Origin of the sequence: Alkalicella caledoniensis, from assembly GCF_014467015.1 — a bacterium.
Taxonomy (GTDB): Bacteria; Bacillota; Proteinivoracia; order Proteinivoracales; family Proteinivoracaceae; genus Alkalicella; species Alkalicella caledoniensis.
Genome location: NZ_CP058559.1, coordinates 444,725 through 462,807, shown reverse-complemented (window position 1 = coordinate 462,807; position 18,083 = coordinate 444,725). Strand labels below are relative to the sequence as shown.

Genomic DNA, 18,083 nt, shown 5'->3' with positions numbered 1-18,083 from the left:
TTTATTTTAACTTTTTACTTTATAAGTCCATTAACTAAGTGGGTAAGATTATGGTAAAACTTGTTCCTTTGTTTTTAGATGACGTGACATATATCTGTCCTTTATATTGTTCAATAACTTGCTTGCTAACTGAAAGACCTAAACCCGTGCCCCCATGCTTTGTTGAAAAGAATGGCTGAAATATCTTTTTTCTTATATTGGCAGGCATACCAACACCCGTGTCCTTTATTGAAGTGTAAATTTGTAGGTTGGAAAAATAACATATAACTGACAAAGTTCCACCATTAGGCATGGACTCAATGGCATTTTGTATTATATTAAGGAATACCTGCCTAAACTGTGTACTATCACCTGTTATTGCAGGGATATCAGGTGAAACATCTAAGTTTAACTCTATATTATAGTTTATAATTGTAGAATGTAGATTACTTAAAACATCGTGAATTATGTCGGAGATTTTGCATACGTTAACCCTATGGTTGGTGGAAGTAGAATAAAAAATGGAATTCTTTAATATTCCGTGTGCACGGTCTAGCTCGTTTAATATAAACTTTGAATACCCTTCTTTTGAGGATTCATTATCTGGCTCGCATTTGCTCAAAAGCTGTACAAATCCTCTAATTGTTGTTAACATGTTTTTGATTTCATGGGCTAAACTCCCGAACATCTGTTCAAAATAATTTTGGACGTCCTTCATGTCAGCAACCCTTGTAAGTGATAGATTTATCAAATCACAGGTTAATTTAAAAAGTTGTAATATTAAGGGGCTATAATCTTCATGGGGTATAACGAAACCCAATGAACCATAATACTTTCCCATTTGACTATCCTTGATTGGTATGGCAATTAGTGTCCTATATTTTTTTGTACTTAAACACTGAGAAAATCTTTCGCAGACAATTATTTTACCCTGAACTAAGGACTCTCTTATGGGGTTGGTGCCAAAGCTGGCATTAAACTCAACTCCTACCTTTACCTTGAAACTATCTTGTAGTTCTAACTCGCCTTTTACAATTTTATTAATTAAGACTCCATCTTTTTCAAAGATCAATATTGCCGAGCTAGTAGGTATTTGATCAAGTATTCTGCTTATAAAAGTTTGAGACATACGTAAAAAAACTTGGTTCTTTTTAACTAAAATATCCAATTCTCTTTGGGGAAGGGGAGGGACCTGTGCTACCTCTATAGAGTCACGCTCCATAATAACATGATCTTCTATAATGTCGAGGAAAAATTCGTTACTCTTGTAATTGAAGTTTTTCAACATGCTTTACCCCCCTCAAAAAAATCTCAAGGTTTAGTATTCGACATGTTACCATAAGTTTCCTGCTAATATTTATCATAAATTATTGTAAATTATGAAAATGTAAATATAATAACATAATTTTCCGTTGTTTATTTAAATAAAATGAGGAAAAACCATCTAAAATTGTTGACTAATGTATGTCTTTATTGGTATTCTTACAGTAGTTAGTAACACGAAATTTTATGGAGGTGTATCATGGTAGAAAAAGAGTTCCCGGGATACGTGGAAGAAATAGAATCATTAATTAGGAAGGTTAGTTTTGTAATAAAATGTAGGGGTAGGGATATTTTAAATGATTTTGAAATAACTCCTCCACAGTTTAATGCACTTTTACTGTTATCTGAGCATGGAGATATGACCATAGGTGAGCTTGGAAGTAAGATGTACTTGGCAAGCAGTACAGCAACTGACCTTATCGATAGAATGGAAAGGAACTCCCTAGTTGAGAGGGTTAGGGATGAAAACGACCGTAGAGTTGTTAGATTACACATGACTAAAAAAGGTAAACAGATGATCCTTGAGGTTGTTGAAAGCAGAAAAAGATATTTAGATGATATACTTACACATGTAGATCAGTCAGATCAGCAAAAGCTTGTAGGATCATTGACAAAAATATATGATCTTATGAAAGATGAATACAATAAAAAATAATAAAAAAAACCAAAGAAAGAAGGTACACTCTTGGAATTAGGGAGAGGGCAAGCTATAGAGGTTGAAAACCCGAGGAGTAAGGTTATAAATTTGGCATGGCCTGCAATAACCGAAATGTTTATGGCAACTTTGGTCCAATTTGTTGACACTGCCATGGTAGGACAACTAGGTCCTATAGCTATTTCAGCAATTTCTTTGAGTTCATCTCCTATGTGGCTTATTATGGGGATTTTTACAGGAGTTAGTGTCGGTACAACTGCTTTGGTGGCAAGGTATGTTGGAGCAAACGAACCTACAAAAGCCGGTGAGGTTGCAAAACAGTCAATACTTTTAGGAGCACTAATGGCCATGGTAATAACATTGTTAACCCTGACACTTGGACAATACGTGCCTAAGTGGATGGGAGCAGAACCTGAAGTTTTACCCTATGCCACAGCATATTTAAAAATTATGAGCCTAACGTTTATTTTGCATTTTGTCTCCTTTATTGTAAGTGGTGTGTTAAGGGGAGCAGGAGATACAAAAACACCTATGCGAATAAATGTTTTTGCAAATATCTTAAATGTCTTTGGAAACTTTTTTTTGATTTTCCCAACTAGGCTAATAACCATTGGGGGACCATTTAATATACCTATCTTAGGGGAAATCTCTTTTCCCACCGTAGAATTTACCATGTGGGGTGCAGGATTAGGTGTTAGTGGTGCGGCAATATCAACGGCTGTTTCTAGGGGGATTGCAGGTGTAATTGTATTATTTATACTTTTTAGTGGTAAATTTATAGTAAAGCTACGTATAAAAGAAAAGCTTAAATTTGATTTAGCAATTATTAAAAATATTTTAAGTATAGGTTTACCTGCAGCTTTAGAAAGGGTCGCAATGAGTTCAGGACAACTATTCTTTACTCGTATAGTTGCAGGGTTAGGAACAAGTATGTTGGCTGCACATCATTTGGCTATAGTAGCTGAATCATTATCCTATATGCCTGGTAACGGGTTTTCCATGGCGGCTACAACCCTCGTAGGCCAGTCCTTAGGTGCTAATAAACCAGATGAGGCAGAAAAGTATGGATTTGAGACTTTAAAACTTGGCGTAATTGTAATGTCCTTAATGGGGTTTATTTTTTTCTTTTTTCCCCATTACTTAATAAGTATTTTTAATAGTGATCCAGAAGTCATAAAATATGGATCAATGTGTCTTAGAATTGTTGCATTTGCACAACCATTTTTTTCTTCAGCTATGGTTTTATCGGGAGCATTAAGAGGTGCAGGTGACACAAGGTGGCCGCTAATATATGCATTCACTGGAATGTGGGTTGTTAGATTAAGTTTAGCTGTCATTTTCGTTTACCTATTCGATTTAGGCCTTATGGGCGCATGGCTGGCCATGGTAGCTGACTTAAGTATAAGAGGAACATTGATATTTTTAAGATTCAAAAGTGGTAAATGGAAACATATTAAAGTATCCTAATAAAATGAGAGGAGTTCTTAATTAAAATGGTTTTATTTTTAGAATTGGGATTCATCTTTGTTGCGAGAGTAATAGATGTATCCATGGCAACTGTTAGAATGCTACTTATTGTTAAAGGGAGAAGACTACAAGCAGCTGTTATAGGCTTCTTTGAAGTTATAGTGTATATAGTGGCACTGGGAAGAGTTGTTAATAGTTTAGATAACCCTGTAAATTTATTGGTATATGCCTTTGGTTTTGCAGCAGGTAACTATGTAGGGATTTTTTTGGAAGAAAAACTGGCTTTAGGCTATATAGCTGTACAGGTAATACCCAGTGAAAATGATATTGAGATAATAGAGATCCTAAGGGAAAATGGCTATGGAGTTACTGTTGTAGAAGGGGTAGGGAAAAATGGAATAAAAAACATTTTAAATGTTTACTCCCAAAGGAAAGATTTAGATAAAATATTAACACTGGTGGGGGAAAGGGATCCTAAGGCTTTTACAGCTATAATGGATGCAAAGAAGACCCTAGGTGGATACTACAGGCAGCAAAAAGGAAAATAGAGTTTTGATTTTAATATAAGCACGAGAGCAATTTTTAATTGTATGGATGCATGCATCTCAATTAAAAAATTAGAAAAATTGGACGCTTAGCCGTTCAATTTTTTTGTATACTTATGTTAATAACAACACAAATATAATACTGGATTTTGGTAAAAAATAATTTTTGAAAAAGTCTTTTGAAAAGAAGGAATTTAAGGACAAATAGAGAATATGCTATATTAGAGAATTGGAGTAGTCCAATAGTCCAAAATGGATTTTAATTATTTACAATGGTAAAGAATTAGCGAAAAAGCTCGAAATAGAGGTGCGTGAATAATGGAAAAAATATATTCTATAGGTCTACTAGACTCAGGTGTAGGTGGTCTTACTGTAGTTAAAGAAATAAATGAATTACTACCAAATGAAAGAATGGTTTACTTTGGTGATACTGCCAAAATGCCTTATGGCCCTAGAGATCCTGAAGAAGTTAAGGGATTTGCATTAGATATAATCGAGTTTTTACAAACTCAAGATATCAAAATGGTGATCGTTGCGTGTAACACAGCAACTGCCGTGGGGTTGGACCAATATAAAAAAGAATTTGATATCCCTATTATAGGTGTTATAAATCCAGGAGCTCAGGCGGCTGTACAAAAAACTAAAAATAAAAAAGTGGGGGTGATTGGTACTGAAGGTACCGTAAAAAGTAAGGCTTACGAAAAAGCAATTAAAACCATTGACCCGAAGATTGAAGTTTACAGTCAAGCCTGTCCTTTGTTTGTCCTCTTAGTAGAGAATAATTTATTGGAAACAAAGGAAGCTAAGGAAGTGGCACACAGTTACCTAAGACCGCTTAAAGAAAAAGGGATAGACACACTGATTCTTGGCTGCACCCACTATCCAATAATGTCAGAGTTAATACAGGAAGTTATGGGTCCAGAAGTTACATTGGTAAACTCAGCTGAGGCTACAGCGCATTTGGCAAAAGCTATACTTGAAGAACAAGAATTAATACAAGACCAGGAAAAGGACCATGCTCACAGATACTTTGTAAGTGGTAAAACAAATACTTTTAATGCAACTGCTTCAAAATGGTTAAACAAAAAAATAAAAGCTTATACAGTTCTTTTAGATTAAGGGAGGATTAGAAAAAATGGGCAATAAAACCATTGTAACAGGAGTTATAGGGGCAGACGTACATGCGGTTGGAAATCGTATACTAGATTACGCTTTTTCCCAAGCAGGTTTTGATGTGGTAAATATCGGAGTGTTAGCATCTCAAGAGGAGTTCATTCAAGCTGCTATAGAGACAGGAGCAAAGGCGATTTTGGTATCATCCTTATATGGTCATGGAGAAATGGATTGTAGGGGTTTGAGGGAAAAATGTGAGGAATCAGGTATAGGAGAGATAATTCTGTACGCAGGTGGGAATTTAGTTGTTGGTAAACAAGAGTGGGAGCCAGTAAAAGAGAAATTTTTAGAGATGGGCTTTAATCGTGTTTACCCTCCAGGTACATTGCCTGAAGAAGCCATTACTCATTTGAAAGCAGATCTGAATATAGAATAACGTGGCTGAGGTGGTTTTCGGTGGAAAAAGGAATATTATTGATAGATTTTGGCAGTACCTTTACAAAAGTGACTGCAGTTGACTTAGAAAACCCTGGTGTGTTTTATACTGCTAAGGGTCCAACCACTGTAGACGAGGACATAAACATAGGTCTTGAAATAGCACTTGAAAACTTAGCCCGACAAATTGGACACTTGCCTTATTTTGAAGAGAAGCTTGCCTGTAGCTCAGCTGCAGGGGGGCTGAAAATGATAGCAATTGGTTTAGTGCCTGAGCTAACTTTAGAAGCAGCAAAAATGGCTGCCCTAGGGGCTGGTGCAAAACTTCAAAAGGTATATAGCTACACCCTCACTAAAAGAGAAATAGCAGAGTTAATTAGCCTTAAACCCGATATAGTTTTACTAGCAGGTGGAACCGATGGGGGAAATAAGGAAGTGATTTTGCACAACGGCGAATTATTAGCTCAATCTGAGCTAACTTGCCCCATTGTCATAGCAGGAAATAAGAATACTCAAGACGAATTAGAGGAACTATTTATAAATTGTAATAAAGAACACTATGTCACAGATAATGTTCTTCCCACTTTAAACAAATTGAATGTGGACCCTGCAAGGGAAAAAATACGAGACGTTTTCTTAAAAAATATTATAGAAGCTAAGGGTTTAAAAAAAGCTGAGGATACCATAGATGGTATCATAATGCCAACACCACAGGCAGTGTTAAAGGCTGGAGAATTTATTGCTAAAAATAAAATTATAGACAACTGTGAGCGAATTTTGATAGTAGATATTGGTGGAGCAACTACAGATGTTCATTCTTTTTCCAAAGGTGAACCCCAAAATAACGGAGTAGTTTTTAGAGGTTTACCCCAACCTTTTGCAAAAAGGACAGTGGAAGGGGACCTAGGTATGAGATATAGTTTAAATCCACTAATTGAAGCGTTAGATTCAGAGAGCCTGTTAAAACATGAAACCCAGGAAGTGGAAAAAATGGTGGGAGAGATATTAAGTGATATATGGAGCACATCATCCATCCGTGATGATTTTGAGGAAGACTTAGCAAAGGGAGCCGTGGATCTAGCTGTTAAAAGGCATAGTGGTTATCTAGAAATAACTTATACACCCCACGGTATCAACTACCTTCAGTATGGAAAAGACTTAACAGATATTCAACTTGTAATTGGAACTGGAGGGCCTATTGTAAACAGTAAAAACCCTGGAGGTATACTGTCAGGATCCTTGTTTAAAGAAAGTGATAATCTAACTTTACGGCCTAAGATACCTAAGTTCAGTGTTGATAAAGGTTATATACTGTCAGCAATCGGTCTCATGGTAGAAAAATATCCTATGTTAGCAAAAAGATTAGTGGAAGTAAACTTTAGCATAATTAAGGGAGGAAATTAAGGTGGAAGTTTTAAATAAAAAGTGGTCCATGGAAAAACTGATGTCCCTTCGTAAAGAAATTTTGGCAACATGGCCAACTGGAAGTGACGTCGAAGATATTGATGCAGGTATTGAGTATCAAAAGAGTTTGCCCAAAAGTAAAAATTTCGCAGCTAAGCTTTTACATGCCAAAGAAAACGGAATTACCCTTGTTCAACCAAGGGCTGGAGTAGCTTTGGTAAATGAGCATATCGGACTTTTACAATTCTTACAAAATGAGGGTCAAGCGGACCTCCTGCCTTCAACCATCGACAGCTACACTAGGCAAAATCGATATCAAGAAGCGGAAAAAGGTATACAAGAGAGTATCTCCAGTGGAAGATCTTTGCTTAATGGTTTCCCGGCAGTAAACCACGGGTTAGAAAACTGTAGACGTGTTGTTGAAAGTGTAAATGTACCTGTTCAAGTAAGACACGGCACACCAGATGCAAGGTTGCTTGCTGAAATAACCTTAGCAGCGGGCTTTACTGACTATGAAGGGGGAGGTATCTCATATAATATCCCCTATGCTAAAAACGTATCATTAGAAAAAACCATCTATTACTGGCAATATGTAGATCGTCTGATAGGCTATTACCATGAAAATGGTGTGGTTATAAATAGAGAACCCTTTGGACCACTAACTGGTACTTTGGTGCCACCTTGTATCTCACATACAGTTGCCATAGTTGAAGCTATTTTAGCTGCTGAACAAGGGGTTCATAACCTTACTTTGGGGTATGGACAATGTGGTAATTTAGTTCAAGATGTTGCCGCAATCCAAACACTACAGGAACTTAGTGAAGAGTACCTTCTGAAGAATGGTTACGAAAATCGACATGTGACCACAGTATTCCATCAATGGATGGGTGGTTTCCCCCAAGATGAAGCTAAGGCATTTGGTGTTATAAGCTGGGGTGCAGCTACTGCAGCTTTAGCTAAGGCTACTAAAGTAATAGTAAAAACACCTCATGAAGCCATGGGTATCCCAACCAAAGAGGCAAATGCTCAAGGTTTAAGAACAACTAAACAATTAGTAAATATGCTTAAAGATCAAACTCTACCACTTACAAACGAACTAGCAGAAGAAAAGGAAATGATTAAGAAAGAAACAAGGGCAATTTTAGATACCATTCTAAAAGTGGGAGATGGAGACTGGGCTAGGGGAATAATTAGGGCATTCGAAGCTGGAATAATTGATGTTCCTTTTGCACCAAGTAGATACAACGCAGGTCGTATACTCCCAGCTAGAGATAATAACGGGGCTATTAGAATGCTTGATACAGGAGATCTTCCATTTGACAAAGAGATAATTGACTTTCACAAGAAAAAAATTGCAGAACGTGGAGAAGCAGAAGAGAGGGAGCCAAGTTTCCAGATGGTTATAGATGATATTTATGCCATTGGAAAAGGTATGTTGGTTGGTAGACCAAACTAATTAAGGGAGAGTGTTCTGTAAATGAAAATTGTTGACGTAGTTACCTCCATGGGTTTAACAGGTTTTTACTTTGATGATCAAAGGGCAATAAAGAAAGACGCTGAATCAGATGGCTTCACATATAAGGGGGAACCAGTTACTGAAGGCTTTTCTTCCGTTAGACAACAAGGTGAGAGTTTGTCTGTGATGCTAATCTTAGAAGATGGTCAAGTGGCCTATGGAGACTGTGCAGCTGTGCAATACTCGGGAGCTGGAGGACGTGATCCACTATTTCTAGCTAAAGACTTTAAGCCTATTGTAGAGGAAGTTATTAAGCCACTACTGATAGGAAGGAAACTAGATAGTTTTAAGGAGCTAGCTCATGAGATTGATAGTTTAAAGAAAAAAAATGGCAAGCTTATTCATACGGCATTGAGATATGGAATTACACAATCTATTTTAGATGCTGTTGCTAAAGCTAAGAAAATAACCATGGCAGAGGTTATTGCACAGGAGTATTCTACAACTTTATGCAAAGAACCTATTCCTATCTTCACTCAATCAGGTGACGAAAGATACCTAAATGTCGATAAAATGATCATTAAGGGTGCAGATGTGATGCCCCATGCTCTGATAAATAACGTGAAGAGCAAGTTAGGGCAAAAGGGTGAAAAACTTAAAGAATATATTTTATGGATGAAAAATCGCGTAAGTGAGTTAGGTACCAAAGGGTATCTGCCAATCTTCCATATCGACGTTTATGGCACCATAGGATTAGCCTTTGAAAACAACTACGAAAAAATGGCTGATTATCTTTGTGAACTTGGTGAAGCTGCAGCACCTCACACCCTTAGAATTGAAGGGCCTATGGATATGGAGGAAAAAACACTTCAAATGGAAGCTTTAGGTAAGTTGAATAAACTTCTTAAAGAAAAAAAATGTACAGTTGAACTTGTTGCAGATGAGTGGTGTAATACCCTTGAAGACATAAAAGATTTTGCTGACTGTGGCTGCTGTGATATGGTGCAAATAAAAGCACCTGACCTAGGTGGTATCAACAATATTATTGAAGCGGTTCTATACTGTAAAGAAAATGGAGTAGGGGCATACCTTGGAGGTACCTGCAACGAAACAGATCGCACTTCTCAGATTGCAGTACACGTAGCGTTAGCTACTGGACCGGTACAAATATTAGCAAAGCCTGGTATGGGTGTAGATGAGGGCTTAATGATAGTTAAAAATGAAATGATGAGAACTTTAGCCCTATTAAATAGATAATACTGAATGTTTATCCCCCTGTACTAATATAATAGTTAAAAAGAGTACAGGGGGAATATCAAATGAGAAGATTAAAGTTTTTAGCTCTATTTCTAGTTTTATTATTAGTAACTACAATTAGTGTTGGGTGCATGGATAAAATTTTTGGACCCATTGAAGATGAGGGTACTCCAATTGAGCAAGAACCTGATAATGATGAAGAAAATCAAGAACAGGTACAAGACGGATGGGAGTTAGATTTTTACTGTATAGATAAGACCACAGACATGCTTATCCCAGTAACAATTACATACCCTAAACAAGAGGGAATAGCTAAAGCAGTTGCTCAGGAACTAGTCTTAGGTAGTAATTTGAGTAGAGAAATAGCTGGGTATGGTTTGGAAATGCCTTTACCCCAATACACTGAAGTCTTAGGAATAAGCATAAACGAAAAAGTAGCAAAGGTAGACCTAAGCCCAGAATTTATGAACTTTAAGGATAAAAATCATGAGGATATAAGTGTAGCTGCTTTGGTGTATACATTAACTCAATTTAGTACAATTGATAGTGTTGAGATTGTTATAAATGGGCAAAAATTACAAAAACTGACCTATGATACTTACATAAACCTACCAATGGATAGGGAGATTGGACTTAACGTAACAGTTAATGATGGTGTAGATTTGAAGGATTCATCAAAGGTTTTAGTGTACTACCCTCAAAAACGTAATGCCCAAACAATATACATACCGGAATCAAAAGTGGTACGCAAAACTGAGGATCTTTTAAAGGTAGCAGTTACGGAATTTTTAAAAGGGCCTAACAAATCAACGATATCAAGCCTAGTTCCTTCCAATGTGGATGTTATCCAAGCAACTGTAGAAAATAATGTTGCCATAATAAATCTCACTGAGAACTTTATTGAGTACAGCAGTAACAATGAAAAAGGGATAATAAATTCTTTAGTATTGACTGTCACAGAAATTGAAGGAGTTGATCAAGTTCAACTCCTAGTTGACAGTAGTCCAGTGGTTTTACCAGAAGGAACTGATTTAGGTAACTTATTTACTAGACCAGTGTTTGTTAAGTTTAAATAGTGAGGAAAGCCTGGCCTTAGGGCTTTCCTCCATTTTAAAAGGAAAGCTTAGGAGGCGAAGAAGATGCGTGAATACAAAATATTGGCTCCAACGGCAATTTTGGGTTACGGATTTCCCGAAAAATCTTTTGTGAAAGGTATTGAAAAGAATCCTGATCTCATCGCTGTTGATGCTGGCTCCGTAGACCCAGGTCCATATTACTTAGGATCTGGCAAATCATTTACAGATAGGAATTCAGTAAAAAGAGACTTAGAGTATATGCTTGTTGCCGCTAAAGAACACAATATACCAGTGGCCATTGGATCTGCTGGTGGATCAGGTGCAAAGACACACCTAGATTGGAACATTGAGATAATAGAAGAAATTATGGAAGAGAACAACCTAGACCTTAAAGTAGTGGTAATAGACTCACAACTATCCAAAAGCTATTTAATGGACAAATACAAAGAAGGTGATATAACACCTCTTTTCCCAACACCACCACTTACCGAAGAGGATTTATCACAAAGTACTAATATAGTAGGGCAAATTGGTGTAGAACCATTTATAGAAGCATTTAAAATGGGAGCTGACGTAGTTTTAGCTGGCAGGGCCTATGACCCAGCAGTTTTTGCAGCACTACCCATTATGAAGGGGTATGATCCAGGGATATCTCTACACTTAGGTAAAATACTAGAGTGTGCTTCCATTGCAGCATCTCCAGGTAGTGGTAGGGACTGTATGTTAGGTACACTAGGTGAAGATTACTTTATTTTAGAGCCCATGGGTGATACAAGGAAATGTACAACAGACTCTGTTGCTGCACACAGCTTGTATGAGAAGACAAATCCATATAAACTACCAGGACCAGGTGGATTACTGGATTTAACTGACACAGTATACGAACAATTAGATGAAACCAGGGTTAAAGTTAAAGGTAGCAAATTTGTACCATCAGAAAAGTATACCATTAAACTAGAGGGTGCGAAGCTTGTGGGGAAAAGGACCATTTCCATAGCTGGGGTACGTGACCCTATAATGATAGAGCAAATTAGCCATATACTAGAAGAAGTTAAAGAACAGGTGCAAGACAACTTTTCTGGAAAGAACTATGAGTATCATCTCACTTTTCATATCTATGGAAAAAATGGAGTTATGGGGAGTTTAGAACCTGTTAAAAACCCTGTCCATGAACTTGGTATAGTAATAGATGTTGTAGCCCAAGAAAAGGTTATTGCTGATACAATATGTAGCTTTGTAAGATCCACACTATTGCATTTTGGATACCCAAACAGAAAGGCAACTGCAGGCAACCTTGCATTTCCTTACTCTCCTTCAGACATATCAGTAGGTGACGTATACCAGTTTAGTGTTCATCACTTGTTAGAGAACATTGACCCCGTTGAAATATTCACCATAAAGTGGCTAAATGAATACCAAAAGGGGGCATTATAATGAAGAATATAAGCATAACTGAATTAACTAATGTTATTCGAAGCAAAAATGCTGGACCCTATGAGCTAACCTTTGATTTTATCTTTAAAAATGAAGATATTTTTAATAAGATAGTCCAAATGGATGTTATTAATGAAGAGCTTATTGCTAAGCTTTATAAAATACCTGTTGAGAAAGTGATTTCAGTAGTAGCATATAAACCAGCTAAAGCTATAAAAGCTACTATAATACGACCTATAGCAGCAGGGGATTTAGGAGAGACAGATGTGTATGGTGCACAACAGCATGGACCTTTACTAGCCATAGAAATTCCTTGGGAAGGAAGTGTCTAAATGCCAAATAAGATTCATGTAAATAAACTAACAGAATCAGTGCGCCATATGGTTATGGAGTGTAATTACACTCTTTCACCGGACGTGAAGGAAAAGCTTAATGACTTTTATAAAAGAGAAGATTGGCCTTTGGCGAAAGAACTCCTAGCTCAAATCATAGAAAATAGTGATATTGCACATCGCGACCAAGTTCCTATATGTCAAGATACCGGTCTGGTTGTAGTGTTTTTAGAAGTTGGTCAAGAGGTTCAACTAGTTGGAGGTAATCTTACTGATGCCATAAACGAAGGTGTAAGACAAGGTTATGCCCAAGGTTTTTTGAGAAAATCCGTTGTTGAAGATCCCATAAATAGGATTAATACAGGAGATAATACTCCCGCAGTAATACACACTGAAATAGTGGAAGGTGATAAGGTTAAGGTAACAGTTGCTCCAAAGGGTTTTGGCAGTGAGAATATGAGTAAAGTAAAAATGCTTAAACCAGCTGATGGAAAAGAAGGTGTTGTAGACTTTATACTAGAGACTATAACTACAGCTGGTGGTAATCCTTGTCCACCTATTGTGGTAGGTGTGGGTATTGGAGGGACAATGGAAAAAGCAGCTATTTTATCAAAAAAAGCTGCCGTAAGATCCTTAGATAAAAGAAATGACAATAAATATTACAAAGAGTTAGAAGAAGAATTGCTAACCAAAATAAACAATCTTGGAATCGGGCCCCAAGGATTTGGCGGGGGAACAACTGCTTTGGCTGTAAATGTAGAGTACTACCCTACACATATAGCTGGGTTACCGGTGGCTGTAAATATTAACTGCCATGTTACAAGGCACTTATCAAAAATAATAGATTAGGGGGTATCGGATGTGAGTATAAAGCTTAGGACTCCACTTACTGAACAAGATACCGACAAATTAAAAGCCGGTGAATTGGTAGAAATCACAGGTACTATATACACAGCAAGGGATGCAGCTCACAAAAGGCTTATTGAAACAATGGAAAAAGGGGATGCTTTACCCTTTGAACTTGACGGAAATATTATCTATTACGTCGGACCTACACCTGCTAAAGGAGAGCAGGTTATCGGGTCTGCAGGACCAACAACCAGTGGTAGAATGGATAAATATACTCCGGCCCTCTTAGAAAAAGGCTTAAAGGGAATGATCGGAAAAGGATTAAGGAGCCAAGAAGTTAAAGAAAGTATAGTTAAAAATAACGCTGTTTATTTTAGCGCAGTTGGTGGGGCAGCTGCCTTGATATCGCAAAGAATAGTGAAAAGCGAAGTAATAGCCTATGAGGATTTAGGAACAGAGGGTATCAGAAAACTGGACGTTGAGAATTTTCCAGTTATAGTAGCAATAGATTCCAAAGGAAATGACTACTATGAAATAGGTAAACAAAAGTACCTTGAAAATAAAAACAATAGTTTAAAAAACCTCGTTTAAATTTGACGAGGTTTTTTGATACTATATATGTGTGGAGATGGGATGTTAGATGTTGGTTATCGCAGTTTTCTCTACGCTTATCTCGAATCAAGACATTTAAGAATAATAATAAAAGTTTAACCAACCCTAACCAACTATCCAACCAACTATTGGTCGAACAAATTGTTAATTTTTACATATATATATGTTATAATACTTTAGAAGGAGGTGCGTAATATGATTTCTGTAAGCCATGAAAGTTTGATGCATGCTACATATTTTGCCCCAAGGGGGAAAAAAAGGCTACAGCTATTAGGGATGCACTTAGCACAAAGGTATCTTAGCCCAACAGATAATTTAGTTGGTTTTATAGGTGATGCAGGGGCGGGTAAATCACTTCTGATTAGGGGTATGTTCCCAGGCATGGAACTAACCAATGATGATGAGGGAATAAATCTAAGGCCACTTCCACTACTAAATCAATTTGATAAAGGACATTTCAAAGCACACACCTATCACTTAGATGTAAGGTTTGAAATGGCATTTACTCAATTATGGGAAATTGCAGAAGCTGTTAAAGAAGCCATTATCCAACAAAAGAGAGTTATAGTAGAACACTTCGATTTACTATATCCATACCTTGGTTTTAACGCAGAGGTTTTAATAGGTGTTGGGGAAGAGGTAATTATAACAAGACCAGGTGTATTTGGACCTGAAAGTAAGGAAATAGCAGATATAGTTTTCAACTCCATAAAATATAGAAAAATGGCACACACTGCTGAGGATTTAACAGCAAAGGTACTTATGGACATGGGCTTAGACAGACCTCAACTTCATAGTGATATAAAACATGGCTTTGTAATGGAATTTCCTCAAAAGCCTAATATTGACTTAATGGAAGTAGAAAATAATGTAAAAGAAATAATTAATGAGAATATAACCATATCTTATCATGATGATGAGCATATTAATATTGGCAAGGAAATTGTTTTCCCTTGTACTGGACCTAGAATACATGTTAAGAAAACAGGGGATATAAGCGGTTTTTATCTATTAAAAGATTTTAAATGGGATCCATTGCAGCAACTTTATTTATTAGCAGGGCTTGTGGGTACTACTGATACACAAACATTAACATTTTTAAAATAAAACATCGGAGGTAATGAGCATGAGAAATGATCAACGCAAAAATAATGACATAAGACCTATATCTATTACTACTAACTATATAAAGCACGCCGAAGGTTCTGTTCTTATAGAAACAGGGGATACCAAGGTTATCTGCACAGCCACAATAGATGAAAAAGTTCCGCCTTTTTTAAAAGGTGAAGGAAAGGGTTGGGTAACAGCCGAGTACTCTATGTTGCCAAGATCAACAAATGTTAGAAATGTAAGAGAATCTGCCCGTGGTAAGCAAGGTGGAAGAACCCTCGAGATACAAAGATTAATAGGTAGAGCTCTACGCTCTGTTGTGGACTTGAGGGCTCTTGGTGAAAGAACAATCTGGATAGACTGTGATGTAATTCAAGCAGACGGAGGTACAAGGACAGCGGCCATTACTGGGTCCTTTGTAGCACTTGTTGAAGCTTGCAACTTGCTTATAAATGAAGGTAAACTAGATAGATTACCCATAACTGACTACTTAGCAGCAACAAGTGTTGGTATTGTAGGAGGAGAAGCGATGCTTGATTTAGCTTTCGTGGAAGACAGCAGCGCTAATGTGGATATGAATGTTGTTATGACAGGAACAGGGAATTTCGTTGAAGTACAAGGCACAGGCGAGGAAGCGCCTTATTCAAAGGATGAACTATTTAAATTACTTGAACTTGCAGAGCAGGGTGTAAAGAAACTCATTGAGGCGCAAATGGAAACCTTAGGGGAGCTAGAACTTTACTCAAATGATAAATCAAATGGTGGAAAAAATGGGAAGTAAACTACTAATCGCAAGCAATAATCAAAAAAAAATTAAAGAAATCAAAGAAATCTTAGGTGATTTTTTTGATGAGTTTGTGACTTTTAGTGACTATAACCTTGATTCCCCTGAAGAAAATGGAGATACATTTTCACAAAATAGTCTAATAAAAGCAAAATTCGGGTGTGATAATACAAATTTGGTGACATTAGCTGATGACTCAGGTCTTTGTGTACCTTTTTTAAACGGTGAACCGGGAATATACTCTTCCCGGTATGCCTGTGAAGGGGATGATTTAAAAAACTATGTTAAACTCCTTGATAAACTTAAAGATGTTCCAGACAATAAAAGAGAAGCATATTTTATATCAGTTATTGTAATGGTTTTTCCTAACGGCAAGACGTTAACCTCAGAAGGTAGGGTTTACGGAAACATTACAAAAGAGCCAAGGGGAGAAAATGGCTTTGGATATGATCCTATTTTTTTCCTTGATGAATTTAAAGCAACCATGGCAGAATTAAGCTCAAATGATAAAAATAACATAAGTCATAGGGCCATAGCCCTTAAGAAAATGCGTGAGAAATTGGGGGGCGTAATAAGTGAGGATAGCTGTAATAAGTGATACCCATGGGTATCGTTCGACAATTAATAAACTTGTGGAAATAGTGAAAAAGTACGATTTGCTTCTACATTTAGGAGACAACATAAGGGACTTTTATGATATCAAAAAGCTTAGCGGAGTTGATGGATACGCTGTTGTAGGAAATACTGATATAGGGAGTAAAGGTGAGGAAACACTACATGTTGAAATAGAAGGAAAAAAAATCATGCTTACCCATGGACATAAATTTGATGTCAAGTGGAATGTCGATAATCTATCTTACTACTGTGAAGAACATGGCATAGACCTTGCTTTATTTGGCCATTCCCATGTTAATTCCATAAATGAAGTTAATAGAACTCTTTACGTTAATCCTGGCAGTCCTGTACTTCCTAGGGGCGGGAGTAAGCCAAGCTATGCTTCAGTTGAGATAAAAGATAATAAAATATATGTGGAAATAATAAATTTATAAAAAGCAGAAAAACCTCTTTACAAATGACGTGAGTCTGGTGTATAATAATTTTTGTCCCTAAGAGGTATAATAAAAATATCAACGTCAAATACCTTTAATTTAAGAAATGAAAAAAATAATTTAAAAAAGTATTGACAAACTTCTTGAGAGATGATAAACTAATTCTTGTCGGTAAACGACAGACAAACTGCACGCTCGTAGCTCAGGGGATAGAGCAACGGACTTCTAATCCGTGTGTCGGAGGTTCGAATCCTCCCGGGCGTGCCATTTAAAAATAACATGGTGGGTGTAGCTCAGTTGGTTAGAGCGCCAGATTGTGGCTCTGGAGGCCGAGGGTTCGATCCCCTTCATTCACCCCATATTATTTTTCCAACTAACGTTGGGGTATAGCCAAGTCGGTAAGGCACGGGACTTTGACTCCCGCATTCGTAGGTTCGAGTCCTGCTACCCCAGCCATTTTTTGAGCCATTAGCTCAGTCGGTAGAGCACCTGACTTTTAATCAGGGTGTCCCGCGTTCGAGTCGCGGATGGCTCACCATTCGCGGGGATGGTGGAACTGGCAGACACGCTAGACTTAGGATCTAGTGCTTCGGCGTGGGGGTTCGACTCCCCCTTCCCGCACCATTTTTATTTTAAGAGATTTAAATTGAGCGGAAGTGGCTCAGTGGTAGAGCATCGCCTTGCCAAGGCGAGGGTCGCGGGTTCAAATCCCGTCTTCCGCTCCAAATTTAATTTATCAAGTAAGGTCTTTTTTTATGGGAAGAACCTTGATAATTATGTAAGAGTAAGTTATAATTTAATAAGACGCGGGGATGGTGGAACTGGCAGACACGCTAGACTTAGGATCTAGTGCTTCGGCGTGGGGGTTCGACTCCCCCTTCCCGCACCACTTATATCAATGTACCCCAGAACTGGAGGGTATTTTTTTATTTACTACTCCAGCCAATACAACTTAACATACGCCCGTAGCTCAGGGGATAGAGCAACGGACTTCTAATCCGTGTGTCGGAGGTTCGAATCCTCCCGGGCGTGCCATTATTTAGAGCCATTAGCTCAGTCGGTAGAGCACCTGACTTTTAATCAGGGTGTCCCGCGTTCGAGTCGCGGATGGCTCACCACTTTACAAACGTAAATACCCTAATAGGGTATTTTTTGTTATACATTCCACAAAAATATCTTTCCAAGTCAGTATATTATAGTTAG

18 protein-coding genes and 9 tRNA genes are annotated in these 18,083 nt (G+C 37.4%); 26 read left to right on the top strand and 1 reads right to left on the bottom strand.

Going from position 1 to position 18,083, the window contains the following annotated elements:
* Positions 1-34: 34 nt before the first annotated feature.
* Entirely contained in the window at positions 35-1,267 is a 1,233-nt protein-coding gene (locus HYG86_RS02405) for a two-component system sensor histidine kinase NtrB (RefSeq protein WP_213167356.1), read from the bottom strand.
* Between the two features lie 234 nt (positions 1,268-1,501).
* On the opposite strand from HYG86_RS02405, the gene HYG86_RS02400 reads away from it, so the two are divergent.
* The 26 genes from HYG86_RS02400 to HYG86_RS02275 all read left to right on the top strand — a co-directional run bounded on the left by HYG86_RS02400 (position 1,502) and on the right by HYG86_RS02275 (position 17,998).
* Positions 1,502-1,957 carry a MarR family winged helix-turn-helix transcriptional regulator gene (locus HYG86_RS02400; protein ID WP_213167355.1) on the top strand — a complete coding sequence of 152 codons (456 nt, stop codon included), beginning with the start codon at positions 1,502-1,504 and terminating at the stop codon, positions 1,955-1,957.
* Positions 1,958-1,987: 30 nt separating this feature from the next.
* Positions 1,988-3,424 (top strand): MATE family efflux transporter, encoded by a 1,437-nt coding sequence (locus HYG86_RS02395; RefSeq protein WP_213167354.1) that lies wholly within the window; start codon positions 1,988-1,990, stop codon positions 3,422-3,424.
* 26 nt (positions 3,425-3,450) lie between these two features.
* Positions 3,451-3,972 carry a DUF2179 domain-containing protein gene (locus HYG86_RS02390; protein WP_213167353.1) on the top strand — a complete coding sequence of 174 codons (522 nt, stop codon included), beginning with the start codon at positions 3,451-3,453 and terminating at the stop codon, positions 3,970-3,972.
* Between the two features lie 315 nt (positions 3,973-4,287).
* Positions 4,288-5,088 (top strand): glutamate racemase, encoded by an 801-nt coding sequence (gene racE / locus HYG86_RS02385; RefSeq protein WP_213167352.1) that lies wholly within the window; start codon positions 4,288-4,290, stop codon positions 5,086-5,088.
* A 16-nt stretch (positions 5,089-5,104) separates the two neighbouring features.
* Positions 5,105-5,518: a methylaspartate mutase subunit S gene (gene glmS, locus HYG86_RS02380; protein ID WP_213167351.1), complete on the top strand. Its 414-nt coding sequence runs from the start codon at positions 5,105-5,107 to the stop codon at positions 5,516-5,518.
* 20 nt (positions 5,519-5,538) lie between these two features.
* A complete protein-coding gene (glmL, locus tag HYG86_RS02375; protein ID WP_213167350.1) occupies positions 5,539-6,921 on the top strand; it encodes a methylaspartate mutase accessory protein GlmL in 1,383 nt (460 codons plus the stop codon).
* A 1-nt stretch (position 6,922) separates the two neighbouring features.
* Complete coding sequence (locus HYG86_RS02370; RefSeq protein ID WP_281391304.1) at positions 6,923-8,377, top strand: methylaspartate mutase subunit E; 1,455 nt, start codon at positions 6,923-6,925, stop codon at positions 8,375-8,377.
* Positions 8,378-8,398: 21 nt separating this feature from the next.
* Positions 8,399-9,634, top strand: a complete 1,236-nt coding sequence (locus tag HYG86_RS02365) for a methylaspartate ammonia-lyase (RefSeq protein WP_213167349.1) — start codon at positions 8,399-8,401, stop codon at positions 9,632-9,634.
* A gap of 62 nt (positions 9,635-9,696) precedes the next feature.
* Positions 9,697-10,710 (top strand): GerMN domain-containing protein, encoded by a 1,014-nt coding sequence (locus HYG86_RS02360; protein WP_213167348.1) that lies wholly within the window; start codon positions 9,697-9,699, stop codon positions 10,708-10,710.
* A 63-nt stretch (positions 10,711-10,773) separates the two neighbouring features.
* Positions 10,774-12,144 carry an acyclic terpene utilization AtuA family protein gene (locus HYG86_RS02355; RefSeq protein ID WP_213167347.1) on the top strand — a complete coding sequence of 457 codons (1,371 nt, stop codon included), beginning with the start codon at positions 10,774-10,776 and terminating at the stop codon, positions 12,142-12,144.
* Positions 12,144-12,476 (top strand): DUF4387 domain-containing protein, encoded by a 333-nt coding sequence (locus tag HYG86_RS02350; protein ID WP_213167346.1) that lies wholly within the window; start codon positions 12,144-12,146, stop codon positions 12,474-12,476. Before HYG86_RS02355 ends, HYG86_RS02350 begins: the two co-directional genes overlap by 1 nt.
* Positions 12,477-13,325 (top strand): fumarate hydratase, encoded by an 849-nt coding sequence (locus HYG86_RS02345; RefSeq protein WP_213167345.1) that lies wholly within the window; start codon positions 12,477-12,479, stop codon positions 13,323-13,325.
* Positions 13,326-13,337: 12 nt separating this feature from the next.
* Positions 13,338-13,916: a Fe-S-containing hydro-lyase gene (locus tag HYG86_RS02340; protein ID WP_213167344.1), complete on the top strand. Its 579-nt coding sequence runs from the start codon at positions 13,338-13,340 to the stop codon at positions 13,914-13,916.
* Positions 13,917-14,132: 216 nt separating this feature from the next.
* Positions 14,133-15,044, top strand: a complete 912-nt coding sequence (locus tag HYG86_RS02335) for an alanine-tRNA synthetase second additional domain-containing protein (RefSeq protein ID WP_213167343.1) — start codon at positions 14,133-14,135, stop codon at positions 15,042-15,044.
* Between the two features lie 19 nt (positions 15,045-15,063).
* Positions 15,064-15,828 carry a ribonuclease PH gene (rph, locus tag HYG86_RS02330; protein WP_213167342.1) on the top strand — a complete coding sequence of 255 codons (765 nt, stop codon included), beginning with the start codon at positions 15,064-15,066 and terminating at the stop codon, positions 15,826-15,828.
* A complete protein-coding gene (rdgB, locus tag HYG86_RS02325; RefSeq protein WP_213167341.1) occupies positions 15,794-16,429 on the top strand; it encodes an RdgB/HAM1 family non-canonical purine NTP pyrophosphatase in 636 nt (211 codons plus the stop codon). The genes rph and rdgB overlap by 35 nt, the downstream gene beginning before the upstream one ends.
* Positions 16,407-16,880: a YfcE family phosphodiesterase gene (locus HYG86_RS02320; protein WP_213167340.1), complete on the top strand. Its 474-nt coding sequence runs from the start codon at positions 16,407-16,409 to the stop codon at positions 16,878-16,880. The genes rdgB and HYG86_RS02320 overlap by 23 nt, the downstream gene beginning before the upstream one ends.
* A gap of 191 nt (positions 16,881-17,071) precedes the next feature.
* Positions 17,072-17,147: transfer RNA gene (locus HYG86_RS02315), tRNA-Arg, on the top strand.
* Between the two features lie 15 nt (positions 17,148-17,162).
* A tRNA-His gene (locus HYG86_RS02310) sits at positions 17,163-17,239 on the top strand.
* 21 nt (positions 17,240-17,260) lie between these two features.
* Positions 17,261-17,336, top strand: a tRNA-Gln gene (locus tag HYG86_RS02305).
* Positions 17,337-17,342: 6 nt separating this feature from the next.
* Positions 17,343-17,418: transfer RNA gene (locus HYG86_RS02300), tRNA-Lys, on the top strand.
* A gap of 3 nt (positions 17,419-17,421) precedes the next feature.
* Positions 17,422-17,504: transfer RNA gene (locus tag HYG86_RS02295), tRNA-Leu, on the top strand.
* A 26-nt stretch (positions 17,505-17,530) separates the two neighbouring features.
* Positions 17,531-17,605: transfer RNA gene (locus HYG86_RS02290), tRNA-Gly, on the top strand.
* An 81-nt stretch (positions 17,606-17,686) separates the two neighbouring features.
* Positions 17,687-17,769, top strand: a tRNA-Leu gene (locus tag HYG86_RS02285).
* A gap of 70 nt (positions 17,770-17,839) precedes the next feature.
* Positions 17,840-17,915: transfer RNA gene (locus HYG86_RS02280), tRNA-Arg, on the top strand.
* Positions 17,916-17,922: 7 nt separating this feature from the next.
* Positions 17,923-17,998: transfer RNA gene (locus HYG86_RS02275), tRNA-Lys, on the top strand.
* Positions 17,999-18,083: the final 85 nt, after the last annotated feature.

What these genes read in the sequence shown, in the direction of transcription:
- HYG86_RS02405 (WP_213167356.1), bottom strand. Translation starts at nt 1,267, where the DNA reads ATGTTGAAAAACTTCAATTACAAGAGTAACGAATTTTTCCTCGACATT.
- HYG86_RS02400 (WP_213167355.1), top strand. Translation starts at nt 1,502, where the DNA reads ATGGTAGAAAAAGAGTTCCCGGGATACGTGGAAGAAATAGAATCATTA.
- HYG86_RS02390 (WP_213167353.1), top strand. Translation starts at nt 3,451, where the DNA reads ATGGTTTTATTTTTAGAATTGGGATTCATCTTTGTTGCGAGAGTAATA.
- racE (WP_213167352.1), top strand. Translation starts at nt 4,288, where the DNA reads ATGGAAAAAATATATTCTATAGGTCTACTAGACTCAGGTGTAGGTGGT.
- glmS (WP_213167351.1), top strand. Translation starts at nt 5,105, where the DNA reads ATGGGCAATAAAACCATTGTAACAGGAGTTATAGGGGCAGACGTACAT.
- HYG86_RS02365 (WP_213167349.1), top strand. Translation starts at nt 8,399, where the DNA reads ATGAAAATTGTTGACGTAGTTACCTCCATGGGTTTAACAGGTTTTTAC.
- HYG86_RS02360 (WP_213167348.1), top strand. Translation starts at nt 9,697, where the DNA reads ATGAGAAGATTAAAGTTTTTAGCTCTATTTCTAGTTTTATTATTAGTA.
- HYG86_RS02355 (WP_213167347.1), top strand. Translation starts at nt 10,774, where the DNA reads ATGCGTGAATACAAAATATTGGCTCCAACGGCAATTTTGGGTTACGGA.
- HYG86_RS02350 (WP_213167346.1), top strand. Translation starts at nt 12,144, where the DNA reads ATGAAGAATATAAGCATAACTGAATTAACTAATGTTATTCGAAGCAAA.
- HYG86_RS02345 (WP_213167345.1), top strand. Translation starts at nt 12,477, where the DNA reads ATGCCAAATAAGATTCATGTAAATAAACTAACAGAATCAGTGCGCCAT.
- HYG86_RS02335 (WP_213167343.1), top strand. Translation starts at nt 14,133, where the DNA reads ATGATTTCTGTAAGCCATGAAAGTTTGATGCATGCTACATATTTTGCC.
- rph (WP_213167342.1), top strand. Translation starts at nt 15,064, where the DNA reads ATGAGAAATGATCAACGCAAAAATAATGACATAAGACCTATATCTATT.
- rdgB (WP_213167341.1), top strand. Translation starts at nt 15,794, where the DNA reads ATGATAAATCAAATGGTGGAAAAAATGGGAAGTAAACTACTAATCGCA.